This window comes from Paraburkholderia phenazinium, from assembly GCF_900141745.1.
Taxonomy (GTDB): domain Bacteria; phylum Pseudomonadota; class Gammaproteobacteria; order Burkholderiales; family Burkholderiaceae; genus Paraburkholderia; species Paraburkholderia phenazinium_B.
This window is the reverse complement of record NZ_FSRM01000001.1, coordinates 2,461,678-2,485,587: the sequence shown is the minus strand read 5'-3', so window position 1 is coordinate 2,485,587 and position 23,910 is coordinate 2,461,678. Positions and strand designations below refer to the sequence as shown.

The window sequence follows — 23,910 nt, the reverse complement described above, 5'->3', positions numbered from 1 at the left end:
AGCGCCTCTTGCTTACTGCACGCCCTGGCTAGCCAGGAAATCCTCGTAATTGCCGCCGAAGTCGTACAGCGTGCCATCCGTGCGCACTTCGATAATCCGGTTCGCCAGCCCGCTCACAAACTCACGGTCGTGCGACACGAAAATCAGCGTGCCATCGTATTTGTCGAGCGCGATCTGCAACGATTCGATCGACTCCATGTCCATGTGGTTGGTCGGCTCGTCCATCAGCAGCACGTTGTGGCGGCCCAGCATCAGCTTGCCCCAGATCATGCGGCCCTTCTCGCCACCCGAAAGCACCTTCACCGACTTACGGATGTCGTCCGCATTGAACAGCAGCCGGCCCAGCGTGCCGCGCACCATCTGCTCGTCGTCGCCTTCCTGGCGGTAGCCGTCGATCCAGTCCATCAGCGTGATGTCGTCCGGAAACTCTTCGTACGTGTCCTGCGGCATATAACCGACATTCGCGTTTTCGGCCCACTTCACCGTACCGTGCTCAGTCTTGATGCCACCCTGCAGTGAACGCAGCAGCGTGGTCTTGCCGGCGCCGTTCTGGCCGATGATGGCAATGCGCTCGCCCGGCTGCACGCTGATGCTGAAGTTGCTGAAAATCGTGCGTTCGTACTTCTTCGTGATGCTGTCGGCCACCACGGCGATGTTGTGCAGCTTCTTCTCGTATTCGAAGCGGATAAACGGGTTCTGCCGCGACGAGGGCTTGAATTCCTCGATCTTGATCTTGTCGATCATCTTCAGACGGCTGGTGGCCTGGCGGGCCTTCGACTTGTTGGCCGAGAAGCGGCGTACGAAGTCCTGCAGATCGGCGACACGTTCCTTCGCCTTCGCATTGGCATTCTGCTGACGCTCGCGAGCCTGCGTGCTGGCCAGCATGTAGTCGTCGTAATTGCCCGGATAAACCTTCAGCGTGCCGTAGTCCATGTCTGCCATGTGAGTGCAGACCTGGTTCAGGAAGTGTCGATCGTGCGAGATGATGATCATCGTCGAGTTGTACTGGTTGAGCACGTCTTCCAGCCAACGGATCGAGTTGATGTCCAGGTTGTTGGTCGGCTCATCCAGCAGCAGCACGTCCGGCTTCGAGAACAGCGCCTGGGCGAGCAGCACGCGCAGCTTCCAGCCCGGCGCCACGTTGCTCATCGGGCCGTTGTGGTCTTCGATCGCAATGCCGATACCGAGCAGCAGTTCGCCCGCACGCGCTTCGGCCGTGTAGCCGTCGTACTCGGCGAACTTCGCTTCGAGTTCGGCGGCGTGCATGTAGTCGTCGTCGGTAGCGTCCGGATTCGCATAGATCGCATCGCGCTCGGTCATGGCGGCCCACATTTCCGCGTGGCCCATCATCACTACATCGAGCACGCGCACGTCTTCGTATGCGAACTGGTCCTGGCGCAATTTGCCCAGACGCACATTCGGTTCGAGCATCACGTTGCCCGAACTCGGTTCCAGATCGCCGCCAAGAATCTTCATGAAGGTCGACTTGCCGCAGCCGTTTGCACCAATCAGGCCATAGCGGTTCCCTCCCCCGAATTTGACGGAGATGTTCTCGAAGAGGGGCTTTGGCCCGAATTGCATGGTGATATTGGCGGTAGACAGCACGGCGCGTCCTTTGAATGAATATGCGGCGAACAACCCAATATTTTAGCAGGTTATCAAGATGTTAGCCCGCGCATAGCCGCTTTTACCGCCTTCGGAGACCACTCCGTCCCGGGCATGCCATGTGCGGAACAACCCAGCAATGCGAATGGGGCGCGATTGCCTATACTTTTTTCACTAACCCGAAGATGAAGGAGGAGATGATGAAAGACCACGTATACAAGCAGATCGAACTGACCGGATCGTCTGAGAAATCGAGCGACGATGCGATTCGCACCGCCATTGCAAAAGCGTCCAAGACCCTGCGCAATCTGCATTGGTTCGAAGTGACAGAGACGCGGGGTCACATCGAAGACGACAAGGTCGTGCACTGGCAGGTGACCATCAAGGTCGGTCTGCGGATCGAATAAGTAAAAAAAGCTGCGTCCGTGAGGACGCAGCCCTTGAAAGCAGCGGTTGCTAAACCGCCGCCTGGTCGACTGTCTGCGTTGACCGGCACGCGGCGCCGGCAGTCACCCGCGTCGCACCCGCCAACGCGCGTGGCGATTACTTCGGCAAGTCGCCGTCCACGCCTTCCACATACCAGTTCAGACGCTGCAGTTCCGGATCGGCCAGCGTCTTGCCGGCCGGCACCTTCACGTTGCCCGACTGGTCCTTGATCGGACCTGCGAACACATCCCACTTGCCGCTTGCGATCTGGTCGCGCTTCGTTGCGACATCCTTCAGCGCATTGGCCGGAATCGCCGACGTGTTCAGGTCATCCAGGCTGACGGCCTTCTGCGGAATGCCCCACCACACCGGATCGTTCTTCCACTTGCCATCCAGCACCTGCTGGACCACCGCCGTGTAGTACACGCCCCAGTTGCCGACCACCGAACCCAGGTGCGCGTCAGGACCGAACTTCTTCATGTCCGAATCCCAGCCGAATGCATGCACGTGCTTTTCCGAAGCCGTGGCCAGCGTGGCGCTCGAATCGGTGTTCTGCAGCAGCACGTCGGCGCCCTGGCCGATCAGCGTTTCCGCGGCCTGCTTTTCCTTGCCCGGATCGAACCAGCTGTTGATCCAGATGACCTTGGTGTGGACCTTCGGATTGACCGAACGCGCGCCGAGCGTGTACGCGTTGATGTTGCGGATCACTTCGGGAATCGGCACCGATGCCACGAAGCCGAGCGTATTGGTCTTCGTCACGTAGCCTGCGGCGACGCCGGCGAGGTACGCGCCCTGATACATGCGCACGTCATAGGTGCCGAAGTTAGGCGCCTTCTTGTAGCCGGTGGCGTGCAGGAACACGGTGTCCGGGAAATCCTTCGCAACCTTCAGTTCGAAATCCTGATAGCCGAAGCTCGAACCGATGATGATCTTATTGCCCTTGTTCGCCAGATCGCGGAACACGCGCTCCGAGTCGGCCGATTCCGGCACGTTCTCGACGCGGGTGACCTTGATCTTGCTGCCGAACTTGGCCTCGACTTCCTTCGAGCCCTGATCGTGCGCATAGGTCCAGCCGGCATCCCCTGGGTTGCCGAGGTAGACGAATGCGACGCCGGGCACATCGGCCGCCTGTGCCGGTTGCGTCAGCGTGACGCCGAGACTGAGCGAAAGCGTACCCAGCGCCGCGGCGGTCAGCAGATTTCTTCTCTTCATGTTTTCTCCTGTCGTGTGATTGATTCGTTCAAGCCGTGAAGCGGGTTTGTACATACTGCATATGGAGTGAATCTGAAACCTGATTTGAAACTCGAGCGCGCGTGGCGCGCTGATCCCTAGCCCGCCGCAAAGAACGGCTTGCCGAGCGAGGCTGGCGCGTTCAGGCGGATCGTGTTCGGATTGCGCGAGATCAGCACCAGCACCACGATCGTGGCGACATAGGGCAGCATCGCGAGGAACTGGGTTGGAACCGGCACGCCAATCGCCTGCGCATAAAACTGCAGGCCGGTCACTGCGCCGAACAGCAACGCGCCGATCAGGAGACGCCCCGGGCGCCACGTCGAGAACACCACCAGCGCAAGCGCGATCCAGCCGCGGCCGGAAGTGAGCTGCTCCTGCCAGAGGTGCAGATTGACGATCGAGTAGTAGCCGCCGGCCAGACCCGCCATGCCGCCGCCGAATGCAACCGCGCCGTAACGCACACCGATCACGGGAAAGCCCACCGAATGCGCCACCTGCGGCGACTCACCCACCGAGCGCAGCACGAGGCCGGCACGCGTGCGGTAGAGAAACCAGCCCACAACAGCGAACATGATGAAGGCGAGGTAATCGAGCGGCGTCAGACTGAAGAATGCGGGCCCAAGCACAGGAATCTTCGAGAGCAGAGGAATCGTCCACGTATCGATCGACGCGCGCACCGCCGCCGACGTGTACGGCTTGCCGACATAAGCGGACAAGCCGATGCCGAAGATCGTCAGCGAAAGACCGGTGGCAACCTGATTGGCCAGCATCGTCAGCGTGAGAAAGCCGAATAGCAGCGACATGGCGAGCCCGGCCGCAATCGCCGCCAGCACGCCGAGCCACGGACTACCGGTGACGGCAGTGACTGCGTAACCGCTGACGGCGCCCATCAGCATCATGCCTTCCACGCCCAGATTCAGGACCCCCGATTTCTCGGTGACGAGTTCGCCGGCGCCCGCAAACATCAGCGGAATCGCGGCGGTGACGGCGCTCGAGGTGAGCGCGCTAGCTTGTTGAATATCCATAAGACCGGGTCGGGGAAAATCAGTGGGCTTTAGTTCGCGTGAGCGGTCGTATTGCGACGGCGCACGCGGTAATTCACAAACAGGTCGGCACCCAGCAGGCAGAACAGCAGCAGCCCCTGGAACACGCCGGAAAGCGCCTGCGGCAACTGCATCGAGGTCTGCACCGCCTCACCGCCGAGATACAGCAGTGCCATCAGCAGGCTCGCCAGCACGATCCCGACAGGATGCAAGCGCCCCACGAACACGACGATGATCGCGGTGAAGCCATAGCCCGGCGACCAGGTGGCCTGCAACTGGCCAATCGGCCCGGAGATTTCGCCCATGCCCGCCAGCCCGGCGAGACCGCCGCTGATCAGAAGCGAGGTCCAGATGGTTTTCTTGTCGGAGAAGCCGGCGTAGCGCGCGGCTAGCGGAGCGAGGCCGCCCACGTTCATACGGAAGCCGGCAAAGCTCTTGCGCATGAACAGCCATACGAGCGGGATCGCCACGAGCGTGACGAAGATCGACGCATTCAGACGCGTGCCGCGCAGGAATTTCCAGTGCCAGTCGCCGGAGAACGTCGGATACAGCGCGTCGCCGCTGAACATTTCGGAGAGCGGAAAATTCATGCCCTGCGGATCGCGCCACGGACCGCTCACCAGATAGATCAGCAACTGGGCCGCGACGTAGGTGAGCATCAGGCTCGTGAGAATCTCGTTGGTGTTGTAGCGGCTCTTCAGGAACGCGGGAATCGCCGCCCACACCATGCCGCCGGCGATACCCGCCAGCATCATGGTCGGCAGAATCCACCAGCCACTCGCCTGATCGAAATAGATCGCCACGCCGCTCGCGGCAATACCGCCGAGCAGCATCTGCCCTTCGGCGCCAATGTTCCAGACGTTGGCGCGATAGCCGATCGCGAGACCCAGTCCGATCAGGCACAAGGGCGACGCCTTGAGCAGCAGTTCGGACCAGCCGTTCACATCGGACAGCGGTTCGATAAAGAACGCGTGCATCGCCTCCAGCGGATCGCGGCCGACCAGGCCGAAAATCAGGAAGCCGAGCGCAAGCGTGAGCACTGCGGCGATCAGCGGCACAGCGAGCTGCATCGAGCGTGAGGGCGCAGTGCGGGCTTCGAGTCGATACGGAAAAATCATAAGTCTGCGTGGGGTCGTAAGTTGAGGCGTGGGGCTGCTATAGGTGTTGTTTCGGATGTCAATCTACGTGGACTACGCCTGCCGTAAGGCCCGCAGTTGCGCCGTGATCTACGCCACACTCAGGCGTGCGCCGGTTGTCCGGGCGAAGGCGCCGCGCCCTCTTCCCGCGCGCCGAACAGGCCTGCCATCCATCTGCCGATCTCCTCGGCGTTGGTCTCGCCGGTGACGCGCACGGGCGACAGCCGGCCGCGCGCGAGCACCGCGATGCGGTCGCATATATCGAACAGCTCTTCCAGTTCTTCCGAGATCACCAGAATCGCGACGCCGCGTGCCGACAGATCGAGCAACTGCTGTCGAATGAACGCGGCGGCGCCGACGTCGACACCCCAGGTAGGCTGCGCGACCACGAGCACCTTAGGCGCCTGCAAAATCTCGCGTCCCACGATGTACTTCTGCAGATTGCCGCCCGACAGGCTCTGCGCGATTGCTTCGGTACCGCCACAACGCACATCGAAGGCATCGATGCATTTCTTCGCGAAGCTGCGCATCGCACCCGCCTTGATCCAGCCGGACTGCACCATCTTCTGGCGATGCCCCGTCAGCAGCGCATTTTCGGCAAGTGTCATGGCCGGCACTGCGCCGCGTCCCAGGCGCTCCTCCGGGACGAAGCCGAAGCCGAGCGAGCGGCGCCCGCCTGCGCCGAGTCTGCCCGCGGCCTTGCCGCAAATCGTGATCGCGTCGGCGCGTGCGCCGCGTTGCTCGCCGGAGAGCGCCGCCAGCAACTCGGCCTGGCCGTTGCCCGACACACCTGCAATGCCGAAGATTTCGCCGGCATGCACGCTGAACGAGACGTCGTCGAGCGAGGTACCGAACGGATCGTCGCTCGCCGCCGAAAGATGCTTCACGTCGAGCAGCACATCGCCCGGTGTGTGAGCGCGACGCGTGTAGTCGGGCAATGAATGCCCCACCATCAGTTGCGCCAGCGACGCGTGCGTCTCTTCGCGCGGCTTCACATGACCGGTCACGCGCCCGCCGCGCATCACCGTTGCCGTGTCGCATAGCTCCTGGATCTCGTCGAGCTTATGGCTGATGTAGAGGATGCTGCAGCCTTCGGCGGCGAGACGTCTCAATGTCTCGAACAGCTTGCGGACCGCTTGCGGCGTGAGCACCGAAGTCGGTTCGTCCATGATCAGCAGACGCGGGTTCTGCAGCAGACAACGCACGATTTCAACACGCTGCCGCTCGCCCACTGTCAGGCTATGCACATGACGCTGCGGATCGATATCGAGGCCGTAATCCGCCGACACTTCGCGGATGCGTTTGGCGAGCGTCTTCAGGTCGAACGGTTCATCGAGCGCGAGCGCGATGTTCTCGCCTACCGTCAACGTCTCGAACAACGAGAAGTGCTGGAACACCATGCCGATGCCGAGCTTGCGCGCCGCAGCCGGGCTCGCGATTTCGACCGTCTGTCCTTCCCAGCGAATTTCACCGGCATCAGGCCGCACCGCGCCGTAGATGATCTTCATCAGCGTGCTCTTGCCCGCACCATTCTCACCGAGCACAGCGTGGATTTCACCAGGCGCGACAATCAGCGTCACGTCGTCGTTGGCGCGCACGGCCGGATATTGCTTGCTGATGCCTGCCAGCACGAGGCGCGGCACGACGGCCGGCCCACCTGCGGGGTGCGCGGCGTCGCCGTTATAAGAAGAAGAGTCGCCCATGAGTTTCCGTAATACGCCAATGACTGTCTGTTGCAACGAGGCGGCGCGCCCCGGCCGAATGCGCCGTGCCTTCGCTATATCGAAATGACGATACCTAATTCGACCCTGTCAGTCGAGCCGCCAAAATTCCCCGCAAACCCGCGCCAGCGCGTGCTGTGCGGGTATCCCTCTCTTGACGCATCTTTCTGTTCATATTAAAAGTCATATACCCAAAGGCCCGTTCGATCAGCCACAACATATATTTCGGAGAAGTCATGAGCCAGCAACGCGAGGCGATCGACACATATTTATTACGCGTCTTGCACACCCTCCTGATGGAGCGCAGCGTGACGCGCGCCGCCGTCAAACTCAACCAGTCCCAGCCCGCCATCAGCGCGGCGCTGCGGCGTCTGCGCGACATCACCGGCGACCCGCTGCTGGTGCGCGGCAAGTCCGGCATGGTCCCGACCGAGTACGGGCTGCGTCTGCTCGAACCGGTGCAAAACGCCCTGCGCGAAATCGAGCGCATCAAGTTCCAGCAACACAATTTCGATCCGGCCACTTCGATCCGCTGCTACCGGATTGGCTGCCCCGATTATCTGAACGTGCTGTTCGTGCCGACCGTGGTGGAGCGCTTCCGCCAGGCGGCGCCCAACGCGACGCTTGAGTTTCACTCGCTCGGGCCGGCGTTCGACTATGAACTGGCGCTCGAGGACGGCAAGCTCGATATCGTCGTCGGCAACTGGCCGGAGCCGCCCGAGCAGCTGCATCTGTCGAACCTGTTTGTCGACCAGATCGTCTGCCTGATGAGCAACGCGCATCCGTTCGCCAAGCGCGGCGGGTTGACGCTCGACCAGTATCTGAATGCTCCGCATCTTGCGCCTACTCCCTATTCGGTGGGCCAACGCGGCGCGATCGACGTGCACCTCGCGCGCGAGCGCTTAAAGCGTCATGTCGTCGTGACTCTGCCGTACTTCAACCTCGCGCCGTATGTGCTGATCAAGTCGGATCTGATCTTCACGACAACGCGGCTCTTCGCCGATTACTACGCTAAATTTCTGCCCCTTACTGTGGTGCCCGCGCCACTCGATTTCCCGCCGATGCAGTACTACCAGTTGTGGCACGAACGCGTGCATTACTCCGATGAAGTACGTTGGTTGCGAAGCCTTGTTGCCGAGGCGACCAAGACCTTGATCGATAAACCCTGATGCTTGCCGGCCCGCGTCGCAGGACGCGGAACGGTTGTGCGTGTTTGCATTTGCCTTCGTTCTGCGTCAGGCCTGCGTTGACCGAAACAAAACCTGTCAGGCCGCAGCCTGATACAACGTCTTTGCCAACCGGTTGTGCTGCTCGATCACCGGACCCAGCTCGACGGTAGTCAACTGTCCGTCCTTCACCACCACCTTCCCGCCAATCACGCTATGCGATACCTGCGACGGCGCACAGAACACCAGTGCCGCCACCGGGTCGTGCAGGGCGCCAGCAAACAAAGGCTGACGCAGGTCGAACGACACAAAATCTGCTGCCATGCCCGGCGCCAATGCACCGATATCGTCACGGTTGAGCACCTTCGCGCCGCCCAGCGTCGCGATCTCCAAAGCTTCACGCGCGGTCATCGCATCTGGACCGAAACCGACTCGCTGCAGCAACAATGCCTGACGCACTTCGGCGACCATCTGCGCGCCGTCGTTCGATGCCGAACCGTCCACACCGAGACCCACCGGCACGCCGGCCCACCGCATCCGCTTGACCGGAGCGATGCCTGAGGCGAGCCGCATGTTCGAACACGGACAATGCGCAACGCCCGTCCCAGTGCGCGCAAACAGTGCGATGCCAGCATCGTCCAGTTGCACACAGTGGGCATGCCATACGTCATGGCCCACCCAGCCCAGATCCTCCGCATACTCCGCCGGCGTCATGCCGAACTTCTCGCGGCTATAAGCAATATCGTTGACGTTCTCCGCCAGATGCGTGTGCAGCGACACACCGTATTGACGCGCCAGCACCGCCGACTCGCGCATCAGATCGCGGCTCACCGAAAACGGCGAGCAGGGCGCGACCACCACGCGCAGCATCGCGTAACGCCCGTCGTCGTGATACGTCTCGATCAGACGCTGCGTGTCCTTCAATATGTCTGGTTCGCGCTCTACAACCGAGTCGGGCGGCAAACCGCCGTCCTTCTGTCCCACGCTCATGCTGCCGCGCGCCGCGTGAAAGCGCATGCCGATCCGGCGCGCTGCCGCAATGCTGTCGTCGAGCCGGCTCCCGTTCGGGTAGATGTACAAGTGATCGCTCGAAGTCGTGCAGCCGGACAGCATTAGCTCCGCCATCGCGGTCAGCGTCGAGACTTCGATCATCTCCGGCGTGAGGTTCGCCCACACCTTGTACAGGTTCGTCAGCCAACCGAACAATTCGGCGTCCTGCGCGGCCGGAATCGCCCGCGTCAGGCTCTGATACATGTGGTGATGCGTGTTGATCAGGCCCGGTATCACCAGGTGCCCGCGCATATCCAGTACTTCATCGGCCGTTTGCGGCAACTCTGCGGTCGGTCCGACTGCGACGATCCGGTTGTCCTCGATATACAGGCCGCCGTCGCGCAACTCGCGCCTTGCGCCATCCATCGTGACCAGCACGTCTGCGTGCTTTACCAGCATTGTCTTGCCGTGCCTGTTTGCGCCCGCTTGCGCGCCTGCCTGTTGCGTCATCGTCATTCGTTTTCTCCGCTCTGTTGCTGCCGCCGCGGTGCGCCTTCGCTCAGGCCGGCCGTGACGGCGAGGCTGATACCGGCCGTGCCGGTACGCCATACCGTGTGCAAAGTCGTTCGAATGCGATGCGGCGCACACGCTACCGTGCCGCCGCGTTCATTCGAACGCCGTTGGCCCGGTTACCCAGCGTGCTACGCCGTCTTCGGGGTGCGCGGCATTGCTGCTGCGCACAGACGTAACCTTCGACGGCCAAAATAACGCTGACAACTCACGCCGTTGCGATACCCAACCTCACGCAGCCGATATAGTGAGCTTTTTTGGCACCGGTAGGATCGGGACAAACGGTCATCCAGGTCTCGTGGTCGCGGGGCAACGGTTTGCACGGGTCTTACGGGTTATCACCACGAGTCTTACAGCAGGCTGTCATGCGCCAGGTATTATCTTTCCTATCGCTCGCGCGCGGACGGGAACATCCTTTTTACAATGGCTGCCACGGCGCTCGCTTTCATTCGCCGACGGGTATGTAGCCACTGACGTGGAGCCTCGATCCGCCGCAACGTATTCTGGATCGGGCCGCCGCCGAAACCTCGCATTCACATAAGGAAAATTGCGAATGGGAAAGCTCACTACCCACGTGCTCGACACGGCCAATGGCCGTCCCGGCGCGGGCATCAAGGTCGAACTCTTCGCGCTCACCGGCGACACTCGCCGTGCGCTGAAAACCACCCTCACCAATAACGACGGCCGCTGCGATCAGCCGCTGCTCGAAGGCGATGCTCTGGTCGCAGGCGAATACGAACTCGTGTTCGGCGCGGGCGACTACTTCGCTTCGATCGGCACGAAGGTGCCGGAGCCTCGCTTCGTCGATCGTGTCGTGCTGCGCTTTGGCGTGGCCGATGCCAGTGCGCACTATCACGTGCCGCTACTGGTATCGCCGTGGTCGTACAGCACGTATAGAGGCAGCTAAAAGGCACGTGCGACGCCACGGGCACAGGATGGAGACCGGGCCAGGCTCACGCCCAACCGACATCGCCACCGCTGCATTTCGCAGATGACTGGAGACACCTGCGAAGCGCAGCCAATGCGATCCCCCTGCCCGCAACCCGTCGCTGAGACCGATGACATTGAACCGATAACCCGCAATACGGCGCTGTGCGAACTGAGCGCACCGCGTCCCCTAACAGCAGTTTGCGCGAGTCGCGCATGGCAGATGAATAACCCGGCCGTCATCTTCATTGACCCGGCATCGAGCCACCGCCCGCCGCGCAGACAACGAATCAGAAGTGGAGGAGTTCATGGAAGGCTTTATCACTGACTGGCTGAACCTGGCATTGCGCTGGTTTCACGTCATCGCCGCGATCGCCTGGATCGGCGAGTCGTTTTATTTCGTCGCACTCGACAACAGCCTGAAACCACCGACGGATCCGAACCAGCGCCGGCGTGGCGTGTTCGGCGAGCTGTGGCACGTGCACGGCGGTGGCTTCTACAACATGCAGAAGTACACGGTCGCGCCGCCGGAAATGCCGGACGACCTGCATTGGTCGAAGTGGCCGTCGTACACCACCTGGTTGTCGGGCGCGAGTCTCTTCACCGTGCTGTATCTGTTCTCACCGAGCACTTACCTGATCGACACGAGCGTGATGGATATGGGCCCGGTGGTGGCCGTGTTCTCCGCGCTCGGTTTTCTGGCCGCAGGCTGGATTGTCTACGACTCGCTGTGCCGGATGCTGGGCAACAAGGACAAGGTGCTCGGTATCTGCGTCGGCATCTATGTGCTGATCGCAGCATGGCTCGCGTGCCATATCTTCGCTGGTCGTGCGGCGTACCTGATCGTCGGCGCGATGCTCGCGACCATCATGTCGGCCAACGTGTTCTTCGTGATCATTCCGGGCCAACGCAAGATGGTCGACGCGATGCTCAAGGGTGACACGCCGAACCCCATCTACGGCAAGCGCGGCAAGCAACGCTCGGTGCACAACACGTACTTCACTTTGCCCGTGGTGTTCGCGATGCTGTCGAACCACTACGCGATGACGTACACAAACCAGTACAACTGGCTCATCCTCGCGATGATCATGATGGCCGGTGCGCTGATCCGTCAGTTCTTCGTGATGCGCCACCGTGGTCAGGTGCTGTGGTATCTGCCGCTGGTCGGGATTGCGTTCATGTTCGGCGCCCTTTTCTGGACGATGCCGAGGCCGGTGGTGCCGCAGGCGGAAGCAGCTAATGCGCCGACGCTGAAGGTCGCGGACATTGCGCCGATCCTGCAGCAACGTTGTGCCGCGTGCCACTCCGCCCATCCGACCTTGATGGGAGCCGCGCCTGCGGGGGTGATGTTCGATACGCCCGAGGAGATCTCGCAGAATGCGCAGCGCCTGTATCAGCAAGCCGTGACGCTGAAGGCGATGCCGCTCGGGAACGTGACGCATATGACTGACGACGAGCGTCAGAAGATTGCGGCGTGGTTCCAGGCTGGGGCGGAGAAGTAGTGGGTTAGTTGAGGCTGGCCGCTGCGGCGGCCGGCCGTTTCGCCTGGTGGGGTAACAGTTAGCTTAGGCAGCGGGCTTTTCGCGGGAGCGGAAAGCCCGCTTTTTCTTATGGCGCTGCCTGCTGGAGTCAGGCATGAAATTATATCCCTTGGGCTACAAAAACAAGGGTTTTGGCCTATTTTGTAGCCCAAGAGATACAAAATAGAAGTTGCGATTTGTGCCTTTTGGGCTACAATAATTGCTCATTCTCGGCATTTTGATGCCTTGGGGCTACAAATGACCACGCTCGCCGATGTCTCGGACATGTTAAAGGAAGTGCGTCGCGAAGCCAGCCTATCGCAGGAAGAACTGGCACAGCGCGCCGGCGTTGCGCGCACCACCGTCGCACGAATGGAAACGCTCGCAAAAAATGACATGAGCGTATCCGTACTCGTGCGCTTACTCGAGGCAGCAGGTTACGATCTCAAGGTTGTTGCACACGGCCATGGCCGGACACTTGAAGACATCCTTGCCGAGCAGCGTGCGGCATCGGGATCTAACCCATGAAGCTTGATGTTCAGGTCCAAGGCCGGAAAGTCGCAACGCTTTTTCGCGAGCGCGACGACTATGTCCTTCAGTACGAACGGGACACAGCCCCCAGCGATTTCGTCAGTCTGACGATGCCCGTACGACAGGAGGCGTGGCGCTGGCCACGCGACCTGCACCCGTTCTTTCGTCAGAATCTGCCCGAAGGCTATTTGCTTAATCTGATTCGGGAACAATTTGGACCCTTGCTCGACGGCACCGATCTGTCGTTACTTGCGGTGGTGGGTGCAATGGGGATCGGACGTGTCACCGTGACGCCCGAGGGCATCGAACCCGGCACCGAGTTGCAGGCATTGGATGTCAAAGATATCCTTCATGGCGACAACACGACGGAGCATTTCGCCGCGCTGGTTCGCGATTACGCGCGTGCAGCCATCTCGGGCGCCGTGCCAAAGTTCATCGCTCCGCAAAAGAGCTCGACTGACACCCCCTCTTTCGACACCCCGCTTGGCAAACCCACCATTCGAACGAGCCGATATATTGTCAAAGGTTCGGACGAAAATACGCCGTTCCTGGGGTTCAACGAGTTCTACTCGATGCGCGTGCTAGAACGTCTCGGTGTAGCGCCTGTAGCGCACACGCAGATGTCGGACGATGGCCGCGCACTCGTCGTCGAACGCTTTGACGTGAACGCGGAAGGGTTTCCCGTGCATGGCGTCGAGGACATGTGTGGATTGCTCGGACTGCCGCCGCATGAGAAATACAACTCAACCACAGAGAAAGTGCTGAATGTCGCGAAAGCTTATTTGCTGGACCGGACCAGCATGCGGCAACAGCTAGAACAACTAAGCTGGCATCTGCTTAGCAACTACGTGGTACGCAACGCGGATTGTCACACCAAGAACATCGCTCTTTTCTATACGTCCGTCGACGACGTCGCTTTCACGCCGGTCTACGACATTGTGACGACGCAAGCCTATCCGCGTTTCGCGGCGAACCCTCCTGGACTGCCAGTCGACGGCCGCAAGACATGGGCGGCAGGCAAGGCGCTCGAGCGTTTTTTTAATTCTCGCGTCGGCATCGCACCACCCAAATATACGGCGATGGTTGAAGCACTATGCGACTCTGCGGTATCAGTCGGCTATGAACTGATCGAGGCGGCAAAAAACGAGCCTCAATGGCGTGGGGTAGCAAAACAGATGCTGCACGCGTGGAATGAAGGCATGGAGTCGCTGCGCACTCCGAGGAAAGGCATTCTGTTAAAAAGCCTCAAGCCCGTAATCGAAGCAGCCGGCTTTTCGGCAGCAGAGCCTCCGGAAAGGTCGCGCGAAATTATCGGTCAGTCGCCATTGCTTGCTAAACGCGGACGCTCGAGAGGCTGACGTACGATGCAAAAACGCCCGAGGCTCATGCCCCGGGCGTTTTGTGTTTCCTGCGATTGACGCAATCGCGCCGTATGCGTGATCTGCTACCCCATCAAACCGTTGCCACGCTCAACGCATCCTCGGTCAACCATAGCGACTCAGTGAGATCCTGCTCGTTGAGATTGAGCCCATCGCCGCCGCGATCCACGACGATGAAATCGCTCACCTCACCAAGTGCGATCAGCGGGTGATGCCACACGCCTTTCGCGTAGTTCACGCCCTGCCAGCCGCTCGTCACGAACGCACGAATCTGCGCGGCATCAAGTTCGCTAGCCGGCGCAACCACAACCAGGTACGGCTTGTCGTTCAGCGGCACAAACGCCTGGCTGCCGAGCGGATGGCGCTCGAGCATCTTCACTTCGAACGGCAGCACGCGCGGCTGACCGCGAAACAGGTTCACCAATGTGCGGCCACCCTCGTCCGTCACATCCACTTTCGCGAGATCGTGATAACGGATCGTCGTGCCGAGGTTGATCGGAATCTGCTTCGCGCCTTCGAGTTCGATCACGTCGCCGAACGGGGCGAACGCTTCCTTCGTCAGCGGTTCGATAGCGAGCGTTTTCATTATGCGAGCGTACCCCACAGACGCAGACGCGAAACTCCGCCGTCCGGAATGATGTTAAAGCGCACGTGTGTCACCGGGCCGAGCGCCGCTACTTCGCTTTCGAAATAGTGCTGGTTGTCCATCTTCAGCTTCTGCTCGCCCAACAACACCGGCCAGAACATGGCCTGCGTGACCAACGAACTGTCGGTGCCGCCCGTCACATACGCCGCCTGGATCGAGCAGCGGTCCGGATAGTTACCCTTGAAGTGCGCAGTATCCACTTCGATTTTCCTGATCACACCCGGTTGTGCGAGGGCAACAATCGCCCAGTCGTTGCCCGGTTCGCGGCGGCGGCGCGTTTCCCAGCCGTCGCCCATGTTCACGCCACGGCCCGGCATCAGGATAGTCGACGCTGCACCGAAGTGCTGGTTGTTTGCTGCGACCAGGTACGCACCGTTTTCCATCGCAGCCAGATCGAACTGCTCAGTGCGGCTCGCGCCGGCCCAGTCCACTTGCGGCTGGCCGTAGACGCGCAGACGTGCGATCCCGCCGTCCGGGTAGATGTTGACGCGCAGATGCGTGTACGCATTGGCGTCGCTGACTTCGTGATAGTGGTGGCTATTGCCTTGCAGTGTGGTCGACGGGATGATTTCGGTCCACTGGGTCGACTGGTTAGGCTGGCCATCCACCACACGCGCCGCTTCCACCGAAGCCGCCGGCGGGAAGTTACCCGTGAAATGGCTCGTATCGAGGTCGAGACCTTTGATTACGCCCGGACGCGCGAGCTTCACGACGCACCAGTCGTAGCCGGAGATGCGCTTGCGGCGCGTTTCCCAGCCGTCCATCCACTTGCCGTGATCGTCGTACTTGCCCGGAATAAAGACAGCGGGTTCCGGATTCAGCATCCGTTCCTTCGGCGCGAAGAAATCGTCGCTAGCCTCGAGCGCCTGCGCGCCGAGACGCGGGTCCGCCAGGTTCACATAGCGGCGGGTGAAGTCCGGTGCGTTGGGATCGAGAATCGGGAGTGCCATCTTTGTCTTCCTCTTTAATAATGCTAAAAAAACGCTTCGGTTCGCGGGTTGCAGCGGCGCTTAAGAGAGCATGCGCCTGCGTGCTGATACTGACGCGCGGTTACGCGTCGATCAGGTCGTCGAGCCTGAAGCGTGCGATACGGTAGATCTGGTCGAGGCTCGCACGCAATTCGTCGGCGCGGCTATTGTTCACGCGTGCTTCGAAGTTGGCGATGATGCCGTGGCGGTCGTACCCGCGCACCGCGAGAATGAATGGGAAGCCAAACTTCTCGCGATACGCGGCGTTGAGCGCCACCAGTCTGTCGAATTCTTCCTGCGTGCATTGCGACAGGCCCGCTCCGCTCTGTTCGCGGGTCGATTCGGCCGTCAGTTCACCACGCACGGCAGCTTTGCCCGCGAGCTCCGGGTGGGCGTTGATCAGCGCGAGCTGCTTTGTTTCGCCTGCCGTCTCGACCGCGTTTGACATCGTGCGATGCAGCGCGTCGATGCTGGCAAAAGGCCGTTGCTCCGCTGCGAGTTCCGCCACCCAGGGCGAGTGCTCGAAAATGCCCGACAGCGCCGCGACGAACGCGTCGGTGGAAATGCTGTTGAGTTGATTCAGAGAGTATTGCATCGCCTTCATGCCGCATCCCCGCGGTGGTGTTGTTGGTAAGGATGGTGCTCGCGCCAGTGCCGCGCAATATCCACACGCCGCGTCACCCAGACGCGGTCGTGCCGTTCGATATGATCGAGGAAGCGTTGCAGCGCGCGGAAGCGGCCCGGGCGGCCCAGCAGACGGCAATGCATGCCGATTGAAAGCATCTTCGGCGCTTCGTCGCCCTCTTCGTACAGCACGTCGAAAGCGTCGCGCAGATAAGTGAAGAAGTGATCGGCGGTATTGAAGCCTTGCGGGCTCGCAAAGCGCATGTCGTTGGTGTCTAGCGTGTACGGCACGATCAGTTGCGGCGATTTCGCGCCGCCGCTGACTTCGACGTCCATCCAGAACGGCAGGTCATCGCCGTAGTAATCCGAGTCGTACAGGAAGCCGCCGTATTCGGCGACGAGGCGATGCGTATTGGGACTGTCGCGGCCGGTGTACCAGCCAAGCGGACGCTCACCCGTCACGCGTTCGATCGCTTCCATGCCGAGGCGCATATGTTCCGCCTCTTTCTCCGGCGACACGTCCTGGTAGTGAATCCAGCGGTAGCCATGGCAAGCAATCTCGTGCCCCAGTTCGACAAACGCACGGGCGAGATCCGGATGACGCTCGATAGCCATGCCGACTCCGAAGACCGTCAGCGGCAGGCCGCGCTTTTCGAATTCGCGCAGGATGCGCCAGACACCGGCGCGCGAGCCATATTCGTAGATCGACTCCATGCTCATATGACGCGCCGGATAGGCTGCCGCACCGACGATCTCCGAGAGGAACTGCTCCGAGCCCGGGTCGCCGTGCAACACGCAGTTTTCGCCGCCCTCTTCATAATTGAGCACGAATTGCACCGCGACGCGTGCCCGTCCGGGCCAGTTTGCCTGCACCGGGTGGCGGCCGTAGCCGATCAGGTCACGTGGATAGTTCGAGTCGAATGGCATGGTTTGACGAATGCGTGCTGACAAAAAGGGAGTGGTGGAACTTGAAACTCACCTGAATCTCGCCGCGACGCCGGCGGAAACCGCCGAAAATGCCCGCCTGATCCGCCCAGCGTCTGGTGGAACCAGTGTAACGAAAACGTCCGGGTGCGCCCATACACCCGGCCAGATAGTGCGTGTCAGAAGGAATGTATGTGGGCGGACGGGGAGCTGACTGGCCTCGGGCGCATCAGCGCCCGAAACGTGACGGGGGCCGGATGGGATGCACCTCTGTCGGACTAAACGCTTCGAAGGCACCGTCATAGCGTTTCAGCAGCGGCCGGGCGTAATCGCCGCGCTTGGCCGTGCCCAGCCGCAGCGTGACCAGCGCCTCCACCCATTTCACCGCCGCAGTCACACCTTCGACCACCGGCACGCCCAGTTCGCCCTGAATCTCCGCGCACAACTCGGCCATCCCGGCACAGCCGAGCACGATCGCCGACGAGCCGTCCTCATCGAGCGCCCGGCGGCATTCGTCGAGGATGATGCGGCGCGCTTCCGAGCCAGGCTGATCGAGTTCGAGCACGGCCACGTCGGTCGCCCGCACGTTGTTGCAGAAGCGCGTCATGCCGTAGCGCTCGGCCAGATGCCAGGCCATGCCGCAGGTACGCGCGAGCGTCGTCACGACCGAAAACGACGGTGCCAGCACGCTCGCCACGTGCATGGCCGCTTCGGCAATGCCAATCACGGGCCCACGCGCCAGTTCGCGAGCCGCATACAGACCGGGATCGCCAAAGCACGCAATCACGTAGCCGTCGCAGCCTTCGCGCTCGCCCGCCGCGACCTCGGCTAGCAGGCCTGGCGTGGCGATCGCTTCGTCGTAGTAGCCTTCGATCGACGGTGGCCCCATGGTCGGGCTGACCGCGATCACCTCGGTGCCAGGCGCCACGACCTCCCTTGCACAGCGCCCCATCGCGTCGGTCATACGCTGGGTCGTGTTCGGATTGATCAGTTTGATACGCATTTCGAACTCCTGTTGCAGCACGCTTACCGGATAGTCAATGCACGGTAGAACACGGCGCCAAGCGCAGCGCCGATAAACCACGAGAAATTCGCCATACCGTTCAACGACGGCACCATCACGCAGATCACCGCGATCACTGCCGCGGGCAACAATGCAGCGACGGCCTTGTAGTTCACGCCATTGCGATACCAGTAGCTACCTGTTTCGGACACGGTGTAAAGATCGTCCAGGACAATTTTCTGGCGCTTCACCAGGTAGAAGTCAACGATCAGGACACCATACAAAGGCCCGATGAAACTGCCCAGCACGTCGAGTGTGTAGTGAATCACGGCCGGGTTGTTGAACAGATTCCACGGCGTGATGAAAATCGACGCGACCGCTGCCAGCATCCCGCCCATGCGCCAGCTGATCAGACGCGGCGCGACGTTCGAGAAATCGAAGGCCGGCGAGACGAAGTTTGCCACGATATTGATCCCGATCGTCGCAATCGTAAAGGTCAACGCGCCGAGAATCACCGCGGTCGGATAGTCGATCCGGCCGACCGTTTCCACCGGATCCGTAATCAGCTGGCCGAATACCGGCAGCGTGGCGGCAGTCGTCACCACGGTCACCAGCGAGAACGCAAGGAAGTTGACCGGCAGGCCCCAGAAATTGCCCTTTTTTACGCTGCGAAAGCTCTTGCCGTAGCGCGAGAAGTCGCCAAAGTTAAGCATGGGACCCGAGAAGTACGATACCACCAGCGAGATTGCCGTGATCATCACCGGCACGACTTCAAGTCCGTGATATTTGACACCGCCCAGATTGATGCCGATGTTCTGCCAGCCGGCGCGCCACACCATATAGCCCGCAAGGATGAACATCACGACGTACACGGCCGGACCCGCGAAATCGATAAACTTCTTGATCGTTTCCATGCCGTGCCAGAACACCAGTGCCTGCAGCACCCACAGCAGCATGAAGCCGCCCCAGCCGAGCGCGGACAACCCCATGAAACCATGCTGGTGCACGTCCGCATACGGCAACCATTGCGGAACAAATTTGAGCACGACGATCACGAGCGCGCTCGACGCAAGATACGTCTGAATGCCGTACCAGGCGACCGCGATCAAACCGCGAATCACCGCAGGAATGTTCGCTCCGAGCACGCCGAACGTCGCACGGCAGGCGACCGGATAGGGCACGCCGTTCTGCTGGCTCGGCTTGGCGATCAGGTTGCACAACACGTTGACGATCGTGATCCCGACCAGTAGCGCGATCAGCACCTGCCAACTCGTGAGGCCGAGCGCGAACAGACTGCCGGCGAACACGTAGCCGCCCACGCTATGCACATCCGACATCCAGAACGCGAAGATGTTGTACGCGCTCCAGGTTTGGTGGCGTAGCGGTGCAAGATCCTCGTTATACAGCCGTTCGCTGTAGCCTGCAGGCACGCCAGGATCGCCCGACGAGCCTTCGTCGCCGAAGGTCGAATTCGGAGGAATAGCAGGATTACCCGGTACCGCACTGAACTGAGCCATGACTTCTCCTTGGGTGTAGGGGGCCGTCGATTTGCCGTCGACGGGTACTGCATCTGTCACGCGCAACCTCTTCCCTGTCGGGATGGATCGTGCCCGTACGACATTCCCGCGGTTGTCCCTGTACCTTGATGCCTAATCGTTCAAATAAGCATAACTAAGTACTTATCGTTATCGCTTCGCCACTCACCGCGCACTCGCGCCGAAGCGTTCTCGCGTGCATGCGGCCCGGTTCAGCCGGCCGCGTGCAAAACGTATGGACGTACTTGTCCACATCGCCGGTTCGCGATGATTCGTCAGTTCAAATTCAGTGCAACGCGTGCCCCTCGCAATTCCTGCTCCGTGATGCGCGTCGATCGACGCGCACAGGCAGGCTGCCTCAGGACGACGCGGTTTTTACCGGCCTTGCGCCAAACACTTCGTGCAGATCCGCTGCGCCGCGTGCCGGCCTGTCGAGCATCTTCAGTTCGACGCTTTGCAAGTGGCGCGACATCAGGGCCGCTGCCTCCTTCGCATCGCCGGCGTCGAGCGCGGCGAGAATCGCTTCGTGGTCTTCGAACGAGCACGGACTGCGGCCGAGCGACTCGTACAAAGCCGAAATCAAGGTCGAGCGTGCAACCAGTCCGTTCAGGCAGTTACACAGCACCGTGTTGCCGGTGAGCGACGCCAGCTCCGTGTGAAACTCACCCGAGAGCCGGATCCAGGCCGAAAAGTCACGCGTTTCGAACGCTTTGCGCTCTCGGCCGATCATGCTGCCAATGTTCTTCAGGCGGCGCGGGCCATGACCGGCGCAGATCTTCTCCACCACGGCAAGTTCGATAATGCGGCGCATCTCGAACACCTCGTGCACTTCCTGCAACGACGGACTCGCGACAAAAGCGCCGCGGTTCGGCTCGAGATCGACGAGGTGATCGGTCGCCAGCAACGCGAGCGCCTGGCGGATCGGCCCGCGTTTGACGCCAAATACTTCGCACAACTGCGCTTCTGTCAGCTTGGCCCCAGGGGCGAGTCGATGCTCGAGGATCGCAGCGCGAATACGCTCGGCGAGCGCTTCGGGTTTTGAACCATTCGCAGTGGCGGAGGATGGGGTCGACATGATGTCCGTTCCGTTATGTTGCTCATCATAGGATGGACACAATGATTGTCAACAATTTCAATATTGAATTTTCAACGATTGTGGTTCGACCTCAGGTTGGCGGACTTCTTGATCTGGCCAGAACGCCCGCCACGCTTGCTACACGCTTCTGTCTGAAGAAATCGGGCAAATTTTTAGACGAAAATTTTGTCAACAAAATCTGTCCCATCAACCCTGCTTCGCCGCCGCCGTCACCAACAAAGTCAGACCGTTAGTTGCGTTACTAACGCAAAAATAAAGCGGGCAGCGCCCGCTTCACTCCCCGATGAATCATCCGTCAGCTCAGATGAGGGTACTCCGACACCGTCATCGTAAAGCCGTGCGGATCTGAGACAAGGTGCGCATCCGCGCCGACCGGCAGCGTCACCAGGTTAGGGATATGGCCGAACTCCAGGCCGGTGATCACCGGAATGCCGATCACCGAGCGCACATGCTCGATCATCGTATTCAGATCGTAGCCGTTGTCGTATTCGAACGGCTTGCCGCCCGAGAAATCGCCAATCACAAGGGCCTGTTGCCGTTCGAGAATCCCGGCCAGATGCAGTTGATAAAGCGTGCGCTCGAGCCGGAACGGCTGTTCGTTGACGTCCTCGACGAACAGGATGCCACCGTCCACCGGCGGCATATAGGGCGTGCCGACCAGCGAGGCCAACACCGCCAGATTGCCGCCCCACAGCATCCCGCTGACGTCGACCGTCTGCGCTTGAGGCACGGTGCTCGTTATCGTGAAGTTCGGCCTGGTCAGCGCCGCCCAGAAGTGCTGCATGGTGAATTCGCTCAGGTCCGGCGCGCCGAAATCACCCATCAGCATCGGACCGCCGAACGTTTTCAGCCCGGCGCGCGCCAGCAGCGCCATCTGTATGGCCGTGAAATCGCTGTGTCCTACCAACGCCACCGGCTGATCGGTGAGCCGCCGCTGCAAGCCATCGTAATCAAGGCCGTGCAGGATACGCACCGCACCATAGCCGCCGCGCACTGCCAGCACGATGTCCGGCAGCTTGCGCGACGGGTCGGCCAAACGGTTCAACTCGGCCGCGCGCTCGCCGTCGGTGCCGGCAAAACGCTGATAACGGCGCTCCGTAGCACTGACGCCCTCCACACGATGTCCCTCTGCATGCAACCGGTGCAGAGCGCGGTGAATCGCGTCGGGATCATGTGGATAGCCTGATGGCGCGACCAGTTCGAAAGTGCGATGGGCGATCATGATCGACGCCGATGAGGGGGATGATGGATTTTAGAGCGATTCGGCAGGCGGCGGTTCGATTCTCGCGGCGTCGAGAGCGGCGCGAGCCTCGCGGGCTTCCCGCAAAGCGCGACGCCGGTCGGCAAAGAAGGACTTGAGCGCGGCGGCGCATTCGTCTTCCAGCGCGCCACCCACCACGGTCGTGTGATGATTGAGCTGCGGATTGGCAAACGCATCGACCACGCTGCCACAAGCGCCCGTCTTCGGATCGCGGGCGCCGAACACCACGCGGGCAATCCGCGCGTGCATGATCGCACCGGCACACATCAGGCAAGGCTCGAGCGTCACGTAGAGCTCGCAGCCAGGCAAACGGTAATTCTCGAGCGCCTGCGCGGCAGCGCGCAGCGCCACCATCTCGGCGTGAGCGGATGGATCGTGCGCACCGATCGGATGATTGAAACCCTTCGCAATGACCTCGTCGCCACGCACCAGCACCGCGCCGACCGGCACTTCTCCGGCCGCACGCGCTTCTTCAGCGGCAGCTTGCGCCAACTTCATGAAATGCAGATCGCGTTGCGGGAAAGAGACGGGAGCAACCGGGAGTTCGTGAGCCGTCGGCGCCCGGCCGGGCTCAAGGAATGCGCCGCGGGCACTCGTTGAATCATCGTGCGCGGCAGGTGTAGACGTTGCGCTGGCAACAGGTTCGGGCGCATCGGATGAGGCCGCCGAACCCGCAAGCGCTGCAGTGTTCGAGAGCGGCCCGCTCACTGCGGCCCCGGCTCGCCGGAGAGTGCACCGGCCGCATCACCCGCCGCTCGCTCGGAGAGGCGTTCGGCAATCCGCCGGCAATATTCGCGCGGCAGAACCAGCGGACCACCGCGCAGCGATTCGAGCGCCATATGCAGCGCCAGCATGCGCGCGTGAAGACGACAACGGGTGGCGCGGTCGCTGACCGCATTCAGTTCGTCCTGCAGATCGCTCAGCGCCCGCAGCTGTTCGACGGCCGGCGGCGCGAAGCCCGCATTTTTCAGGATGCGATTCGCCGCGTGCACTTCCTGAGGAACCTGAGCATCGTCCCCAAGGCCAGGCGCGACGCCCGTTCCCGGCAAATCGTTGAGCTCACCGCGTGCTGCCGCGGCGGCTATACGCTGTTCAACTAACGCATCAAGCAATCTCATCTGCAGTCCACTACGTTGCGGCTCACGCATTCTATCAGCGAGGCAAGCGTAAGGGTCGACCATGAAGCTGACAATCCCCTCTGATTTTCGGATTCAGCGTATTTGAAGCGCGTATGGTGCTGCGTTAGGGTCGTGGCACCGTGGTTACTCAATCTCGAAGATTACGACTTGCTTTCGAATGACGGTATCCACGCCCATCCTTGTCATTCCATTCAGAGTTCTTATGCGCTTCACCCTGTTCAGTTCATCCCGTGCGATCCGTTCATTACATACCCTTCCCGATGCGATGCGTGCCGGGTGGCATCCCATGGACACCGAGCGTTTGCAGCGCCGTCGAAACCGGTCGAGCCTATTGCGCGCCGGGTTAGCCGGCATCGTACTGGCCGTTTCGCTCTCGGGCTGCGGCGTCTTCTGCGGCGCTGGGGGCGGCAGCGGCGGCGGTTTCGCGGGTGCCTGCTCCACCGGAATGCGCTTCTGATCGTCTGCGT

The 23,910-nt window shown here is 61.1% G+C and carries 24 protein-coding genes; 8 read left to right on the top strand and 16 right to left on the bottom strand.

Translation table 11 applies throughout. From position 1 onward, the window contains the following. Positions 1-12: 12 nt before the first annotated feature. Positions 13-1,605: an ABC-F family ATPase gene (locus BUS06_RS11325; protein ID WP_074266035.1), complete on the bottom strand. Its 1,593-nt coding sequence runs from the start codon at positions 1,603-1,605 to the stop codon at positions 13-15. 200 nt (positions 1,606-1,805) lie between these two features. Here BUS06_RS11325 and BUS06_RS11320 point away from each other — a divergent pair, with 200 nt between their 5' ends. Continuing rightward, positions 1,806-2,012, top strand: a complete 207-nt coding sequence (locus BUS06_RS11320; RefSeq protein ID WP_074264349.1) for a dodecin — start codon at positions 1,806-1,808, stop codon at positions 2,010-2,012. Between the two features lie 136 nt (positions 2,013-2,148). On the opposite strand, the gene BUS06_RS11315 is transcribed toward BUS06_RS11320, so the two are convergent. The 4 genes from BUS06_RS11315 to BUS06_RS11300 all read right to left on the bottom strand — a co-directional run bounded on the left by BUS06_RS11315 (position 2,149) and on the right by BUS06_RS11300 (position 7,146). Then, positions 2,149-3,243: a BMP family ABC transporter substrate-binding protein gene (locus BUS06_RS11315; RefSeq protein ID WP_074264348.1), complete on the bottom strand. Its 1,095-nt coding sequence runs from the start codon at positions 3,241-3,243 to the stop codon at positions 2,149-2,151. 116 nt (positions 3,244-3,359) lie between these two features. Then, complete coding sequence (locus BUS06_RS11310; protein ID WP_074264347.1) at positions 3,360-4,289, bottom strand: ABC transporter permease; 930 nt, start codon at positions 4,287-4,289, stop codon at positions 3,360-3,362. A gap of 29 nt (positions 4,290-4,318) precedes the next feature. Next, entirely contained in the window at positions 4,319-5,425 is a 1,107-nt protein-coding gene (locus BUS06_RS11305; protein ID WP_074264346.1) for an ABC transporter permease, read from the bottom strand. A gap of 119 nt (positions 5,426-5,544) precedes the next feature. Next, on the bottom strand, positions 5,545-7,146 hold the full coding sequence (locus tag BUS06_RS11300; RefSeq protein ID WP_074264345.1) for an ABC transporter ATP-binding protein: 1,602 nt from the start codon (positions 7,144-7,146) through the stop codon (positions 5,545-5,547). A 254-nt stretch (positions 7,147-7,400) separates the two neighbouring features. On the opposite strand from BUS06_RS11300, the gene BUS06_RS11295 reads away from it, so the two are divergent. Continuing rightward, positions 7,401-8,333: a LysR substrate-binding domain-containing protein gene (locus BUS06_RS11295; protein WP_012433318.1), complete on the top strand. Its 933-nt coding sequence runs from the start codon at positions 7,401-7,403 to the stop codon at positions 8,331-8,333. A 96-nt stretch (positions 8,334-8,429) separates the two neighbouring features. Here the strand turns inward: BUS06_RS11295 and BUS06_RS11290 are convergent, their stop codons facing one another. After that, positions 8,430-9,836: an 8-oxoguanine deaminase gene (locus BUS06_RS11290; RefSeq protein WP_074264344.1), complete on the bottom strand. Its 1,407-nt coding sequence runs from the start codon at positions 9,834-9,836 to the stop codon at positions 8,430-8,432. Between the two features lie 607 nt (positions 9,837-10,443). Between BUS06_RS11290 and uraH the strand changes: the two genes are divergently transcribed. The 4 genes from uraH (at position 10,444) to BUS06_RS11270 (ending at position 14,226) form a co-directional block, all read left to right on the top strand. Then, positions 10,444-10,797 (top strand): hydroxyisourate hydrolase, encoded by a 354-nt coding sequence (gene uraH / locus BUS06_RS11285; protein WP_074264343.1) that lies wholly within the window; start codon positions 10,444-10,446, stop codon positions 10,795-10,797. A gap of 328 nt (positions 10,798-11,125) precedes the next feature. After that, positions 11,126-12,319, top strand: coding sequence for a urate hydroxylase PuuD (locus tag BUS06_RS11280; protein WP_074264342.1), 1,194 nt, complete (start codon positions 11,126-11,128; stop codon positions 12,317-12,319). A gap of 276 nt (positions 12,320-12,595) precedes the next feature. Then, positions 12,596-12,865: a helix-turn-helix transcriptional regulator gene (locus tag BUS06_RS11275; RefSeq protein WP_074264341.1), complete on the top strand. Its 270-nt coding sequence runs from the start codon at positions 12,596-12,598 to the stop codon at positions 12,863-12,865. Further along, positions 12,862-14,226, top strand: a complete 1,365-nt coding sequence (locus BUS06_RS11270) for a type II toxin-antitoxin system HipA family toxin (RefSeq protein ID WP_074264340.1) — start codon at positions 12,862-12,864, stop codon at positions 14,224-14,226. The genes BUS06_RS11275 and BUS06_RS11270 overlap by 4 nt, the downstream gene beginning before the upstream one ends. A 94-nt stretch (positions 14,227-14,320) precedes the next feature. On the opposite strand, the gene BUS06_RS11265 is transcribed toward BUS06_RS11270, so the two are convergent. From BUS06_RS11265 to BUS06_RS11235, 7 genes are all read right to left on the bottom strand, one after another. Further along, positions 14,321-14,833 carry an ureidoglycolate lyase gene (locus tag BUS06_RS11265; RefSeq protein WP_074264339.1) on the bottom strand — a complete coding sequence of 171 codons (513 nt, stop codon included), beginning with the start codon at positions 14,831-14,833 and terminating at the stop codon, positions 14,321-14,323. Next, positions 14,833-15,843, bottom strand: coding sequence for an allantoicase (alc, locus tag BUS06_RS11260; protein WP_074264338.1), 1,011 nt, complete (start codon positions 15,841-15,843; stop codon positions 14,833-14,835). Before alc ends, BUS06_RS11265 begins: the two co-directional genes overlap by 1 nt. A 100-nt stretch (positions 15,844-15,943) precedes the next feature. After that, positions 15,944-16,465, bottom strand: a complete 522-nt coding sequence (uraD, locus tag BUS06_RS11255) for a 2-oxo-4-hydroxy-4-carboxy-5-ureidoimidazoline decarboxylase (RefSeq protein WP_074264337.1) — start codon at positions 16,463-16,465, stop codon at positions 15,944-15,946. Then, positions 16,462-17,412, bottom strand: coding sequence for an allantoinase PuuE (gene puuE, locus BUS06_RS11250; RefSeq protein WP_074264336.1), 951 nt, complete (start codon positions 17,410-17,412; stop codon positions 16,462-16,464). Before puuE ends, uraD begins: the two co-directional genes overlap by 4 nt. 226 nt (positions 17,413-17,638) lie before the next feature. Then, positions 17,639-18,412, bottom strand: a complete 774-nt coding sequence (locus BUS06_RS11245) for an aspartate/glutamate racemase family protein (RefSeq protein WP_074264335.1) — start codon at positions 18,410-18,412, stop codon at positions 17,639-17,641. Between the two features lie 23 nt (positions 18,413-18,435). Continuing rightward, on the bottom strand, positions 18,436-19,929 hold the full coding sequence (locus BUS06_RS11240; RefSeq protein WP_074264334.1) for an NCS1 family nucleobase:cation symporter-1: 1,494 nt from the start codon (positions 19,927-19,929) through the stop codon (positions 18,436-18,438). Between the two features lie 376 nt (positions 19,930-20,305). Beyond that, positions 20,306-21,022: a GntR family transcriptional regulator gene (locus tag BUS06_RS11235; RefSeq protein ID WP_074264333.1), complete on the bottom strand. Its 717-nt coding sequence runs from the start codon at positions 21,020-21,022 to the stop codon at positions 20,306-20,308. Between the two features lie 41 nt (positions 21,023-21,063). On the opposite strand from BUS06_RS11235, the gene BUS06_RS37390 reads away from it, so the two are divergent. Beyond that, positions 21,064-21,276 carry a hypothetical protein gene (locus tag BUS06_RS37390; protein WP_143787495.1) on the top strand — a complete coding sequence of 71 codons (213 nt, stop codon included), beginning with the start codon at positions 21,064-21,066 and terminating at the stop codon, positions 21,274-21,276. 62 nt (positions 21,277-21,338) lie between these two features. Here BUS06_RS37390 and ldcA read toward each other — a convergent pair whose 3' ends face one another. Genes ldcA through BUS06_RS11220 form a run of 3 tightly spaced genes read right to left on the bottom strand, consistent with a single transcriptional unit; the run spans position 21,339 to position 23,422 of the window. Further along, positions 21,339-22,265, bottom strand: coding sequence for a muramoyltetrapeptide carboxypeptidase (gene ldcA / locus BUS06_RS11230; protein ID WP_074264332.1), 927 nt, complete (start codon positions 22,263-22,265; stop codon positions 21,339-21,341). Between the two features lie 30 nt (positions 22,266-22,295). Further along, positions 22,296-23,012 (bottom strand): tRNA adenosine(34) deaminase TadA, encoded by a 717-nt coding sequence (gene tadA / locus BUS06_RS11225; RefSeq protein ID WP_074264331.1) that lies wholly within the window; start codon positions 23,010-23,012, stop codon positions 22,296-22,298. Further along, a complete protein-coding gene (locus tag BUS06_RS11220; protein ID WP_074264330.1) occupies positions 23,009-23,422 on the bottom strand; it encodes a DnaJ family domain-containing protein in 414 nt (137 codons plus the stop codon). The genes tadA and BUS06_RS11220 overlap by 4 nt, the downstream gene beginning before the upstream one ends. Before the next feature lie 223 nt (positions 23,423-23,645). Between BUS06_RS11220 and BUS06_RS37385 the strand changes: the two genes are divergently transcribed. Then, on the top strand, positions 23,646-23,900 hold the full coding sequence (locus BUS06_RS37385; RefSeq protein WP_167379358.1) for a hypothetical protein: 255 nt from the start codon (positions 23,646-23,648) through the stop codon (positions 23,898-23,900). The last annotated feature ends 10 nt before the right edge of the window (positions 23,901-23,910 follow it).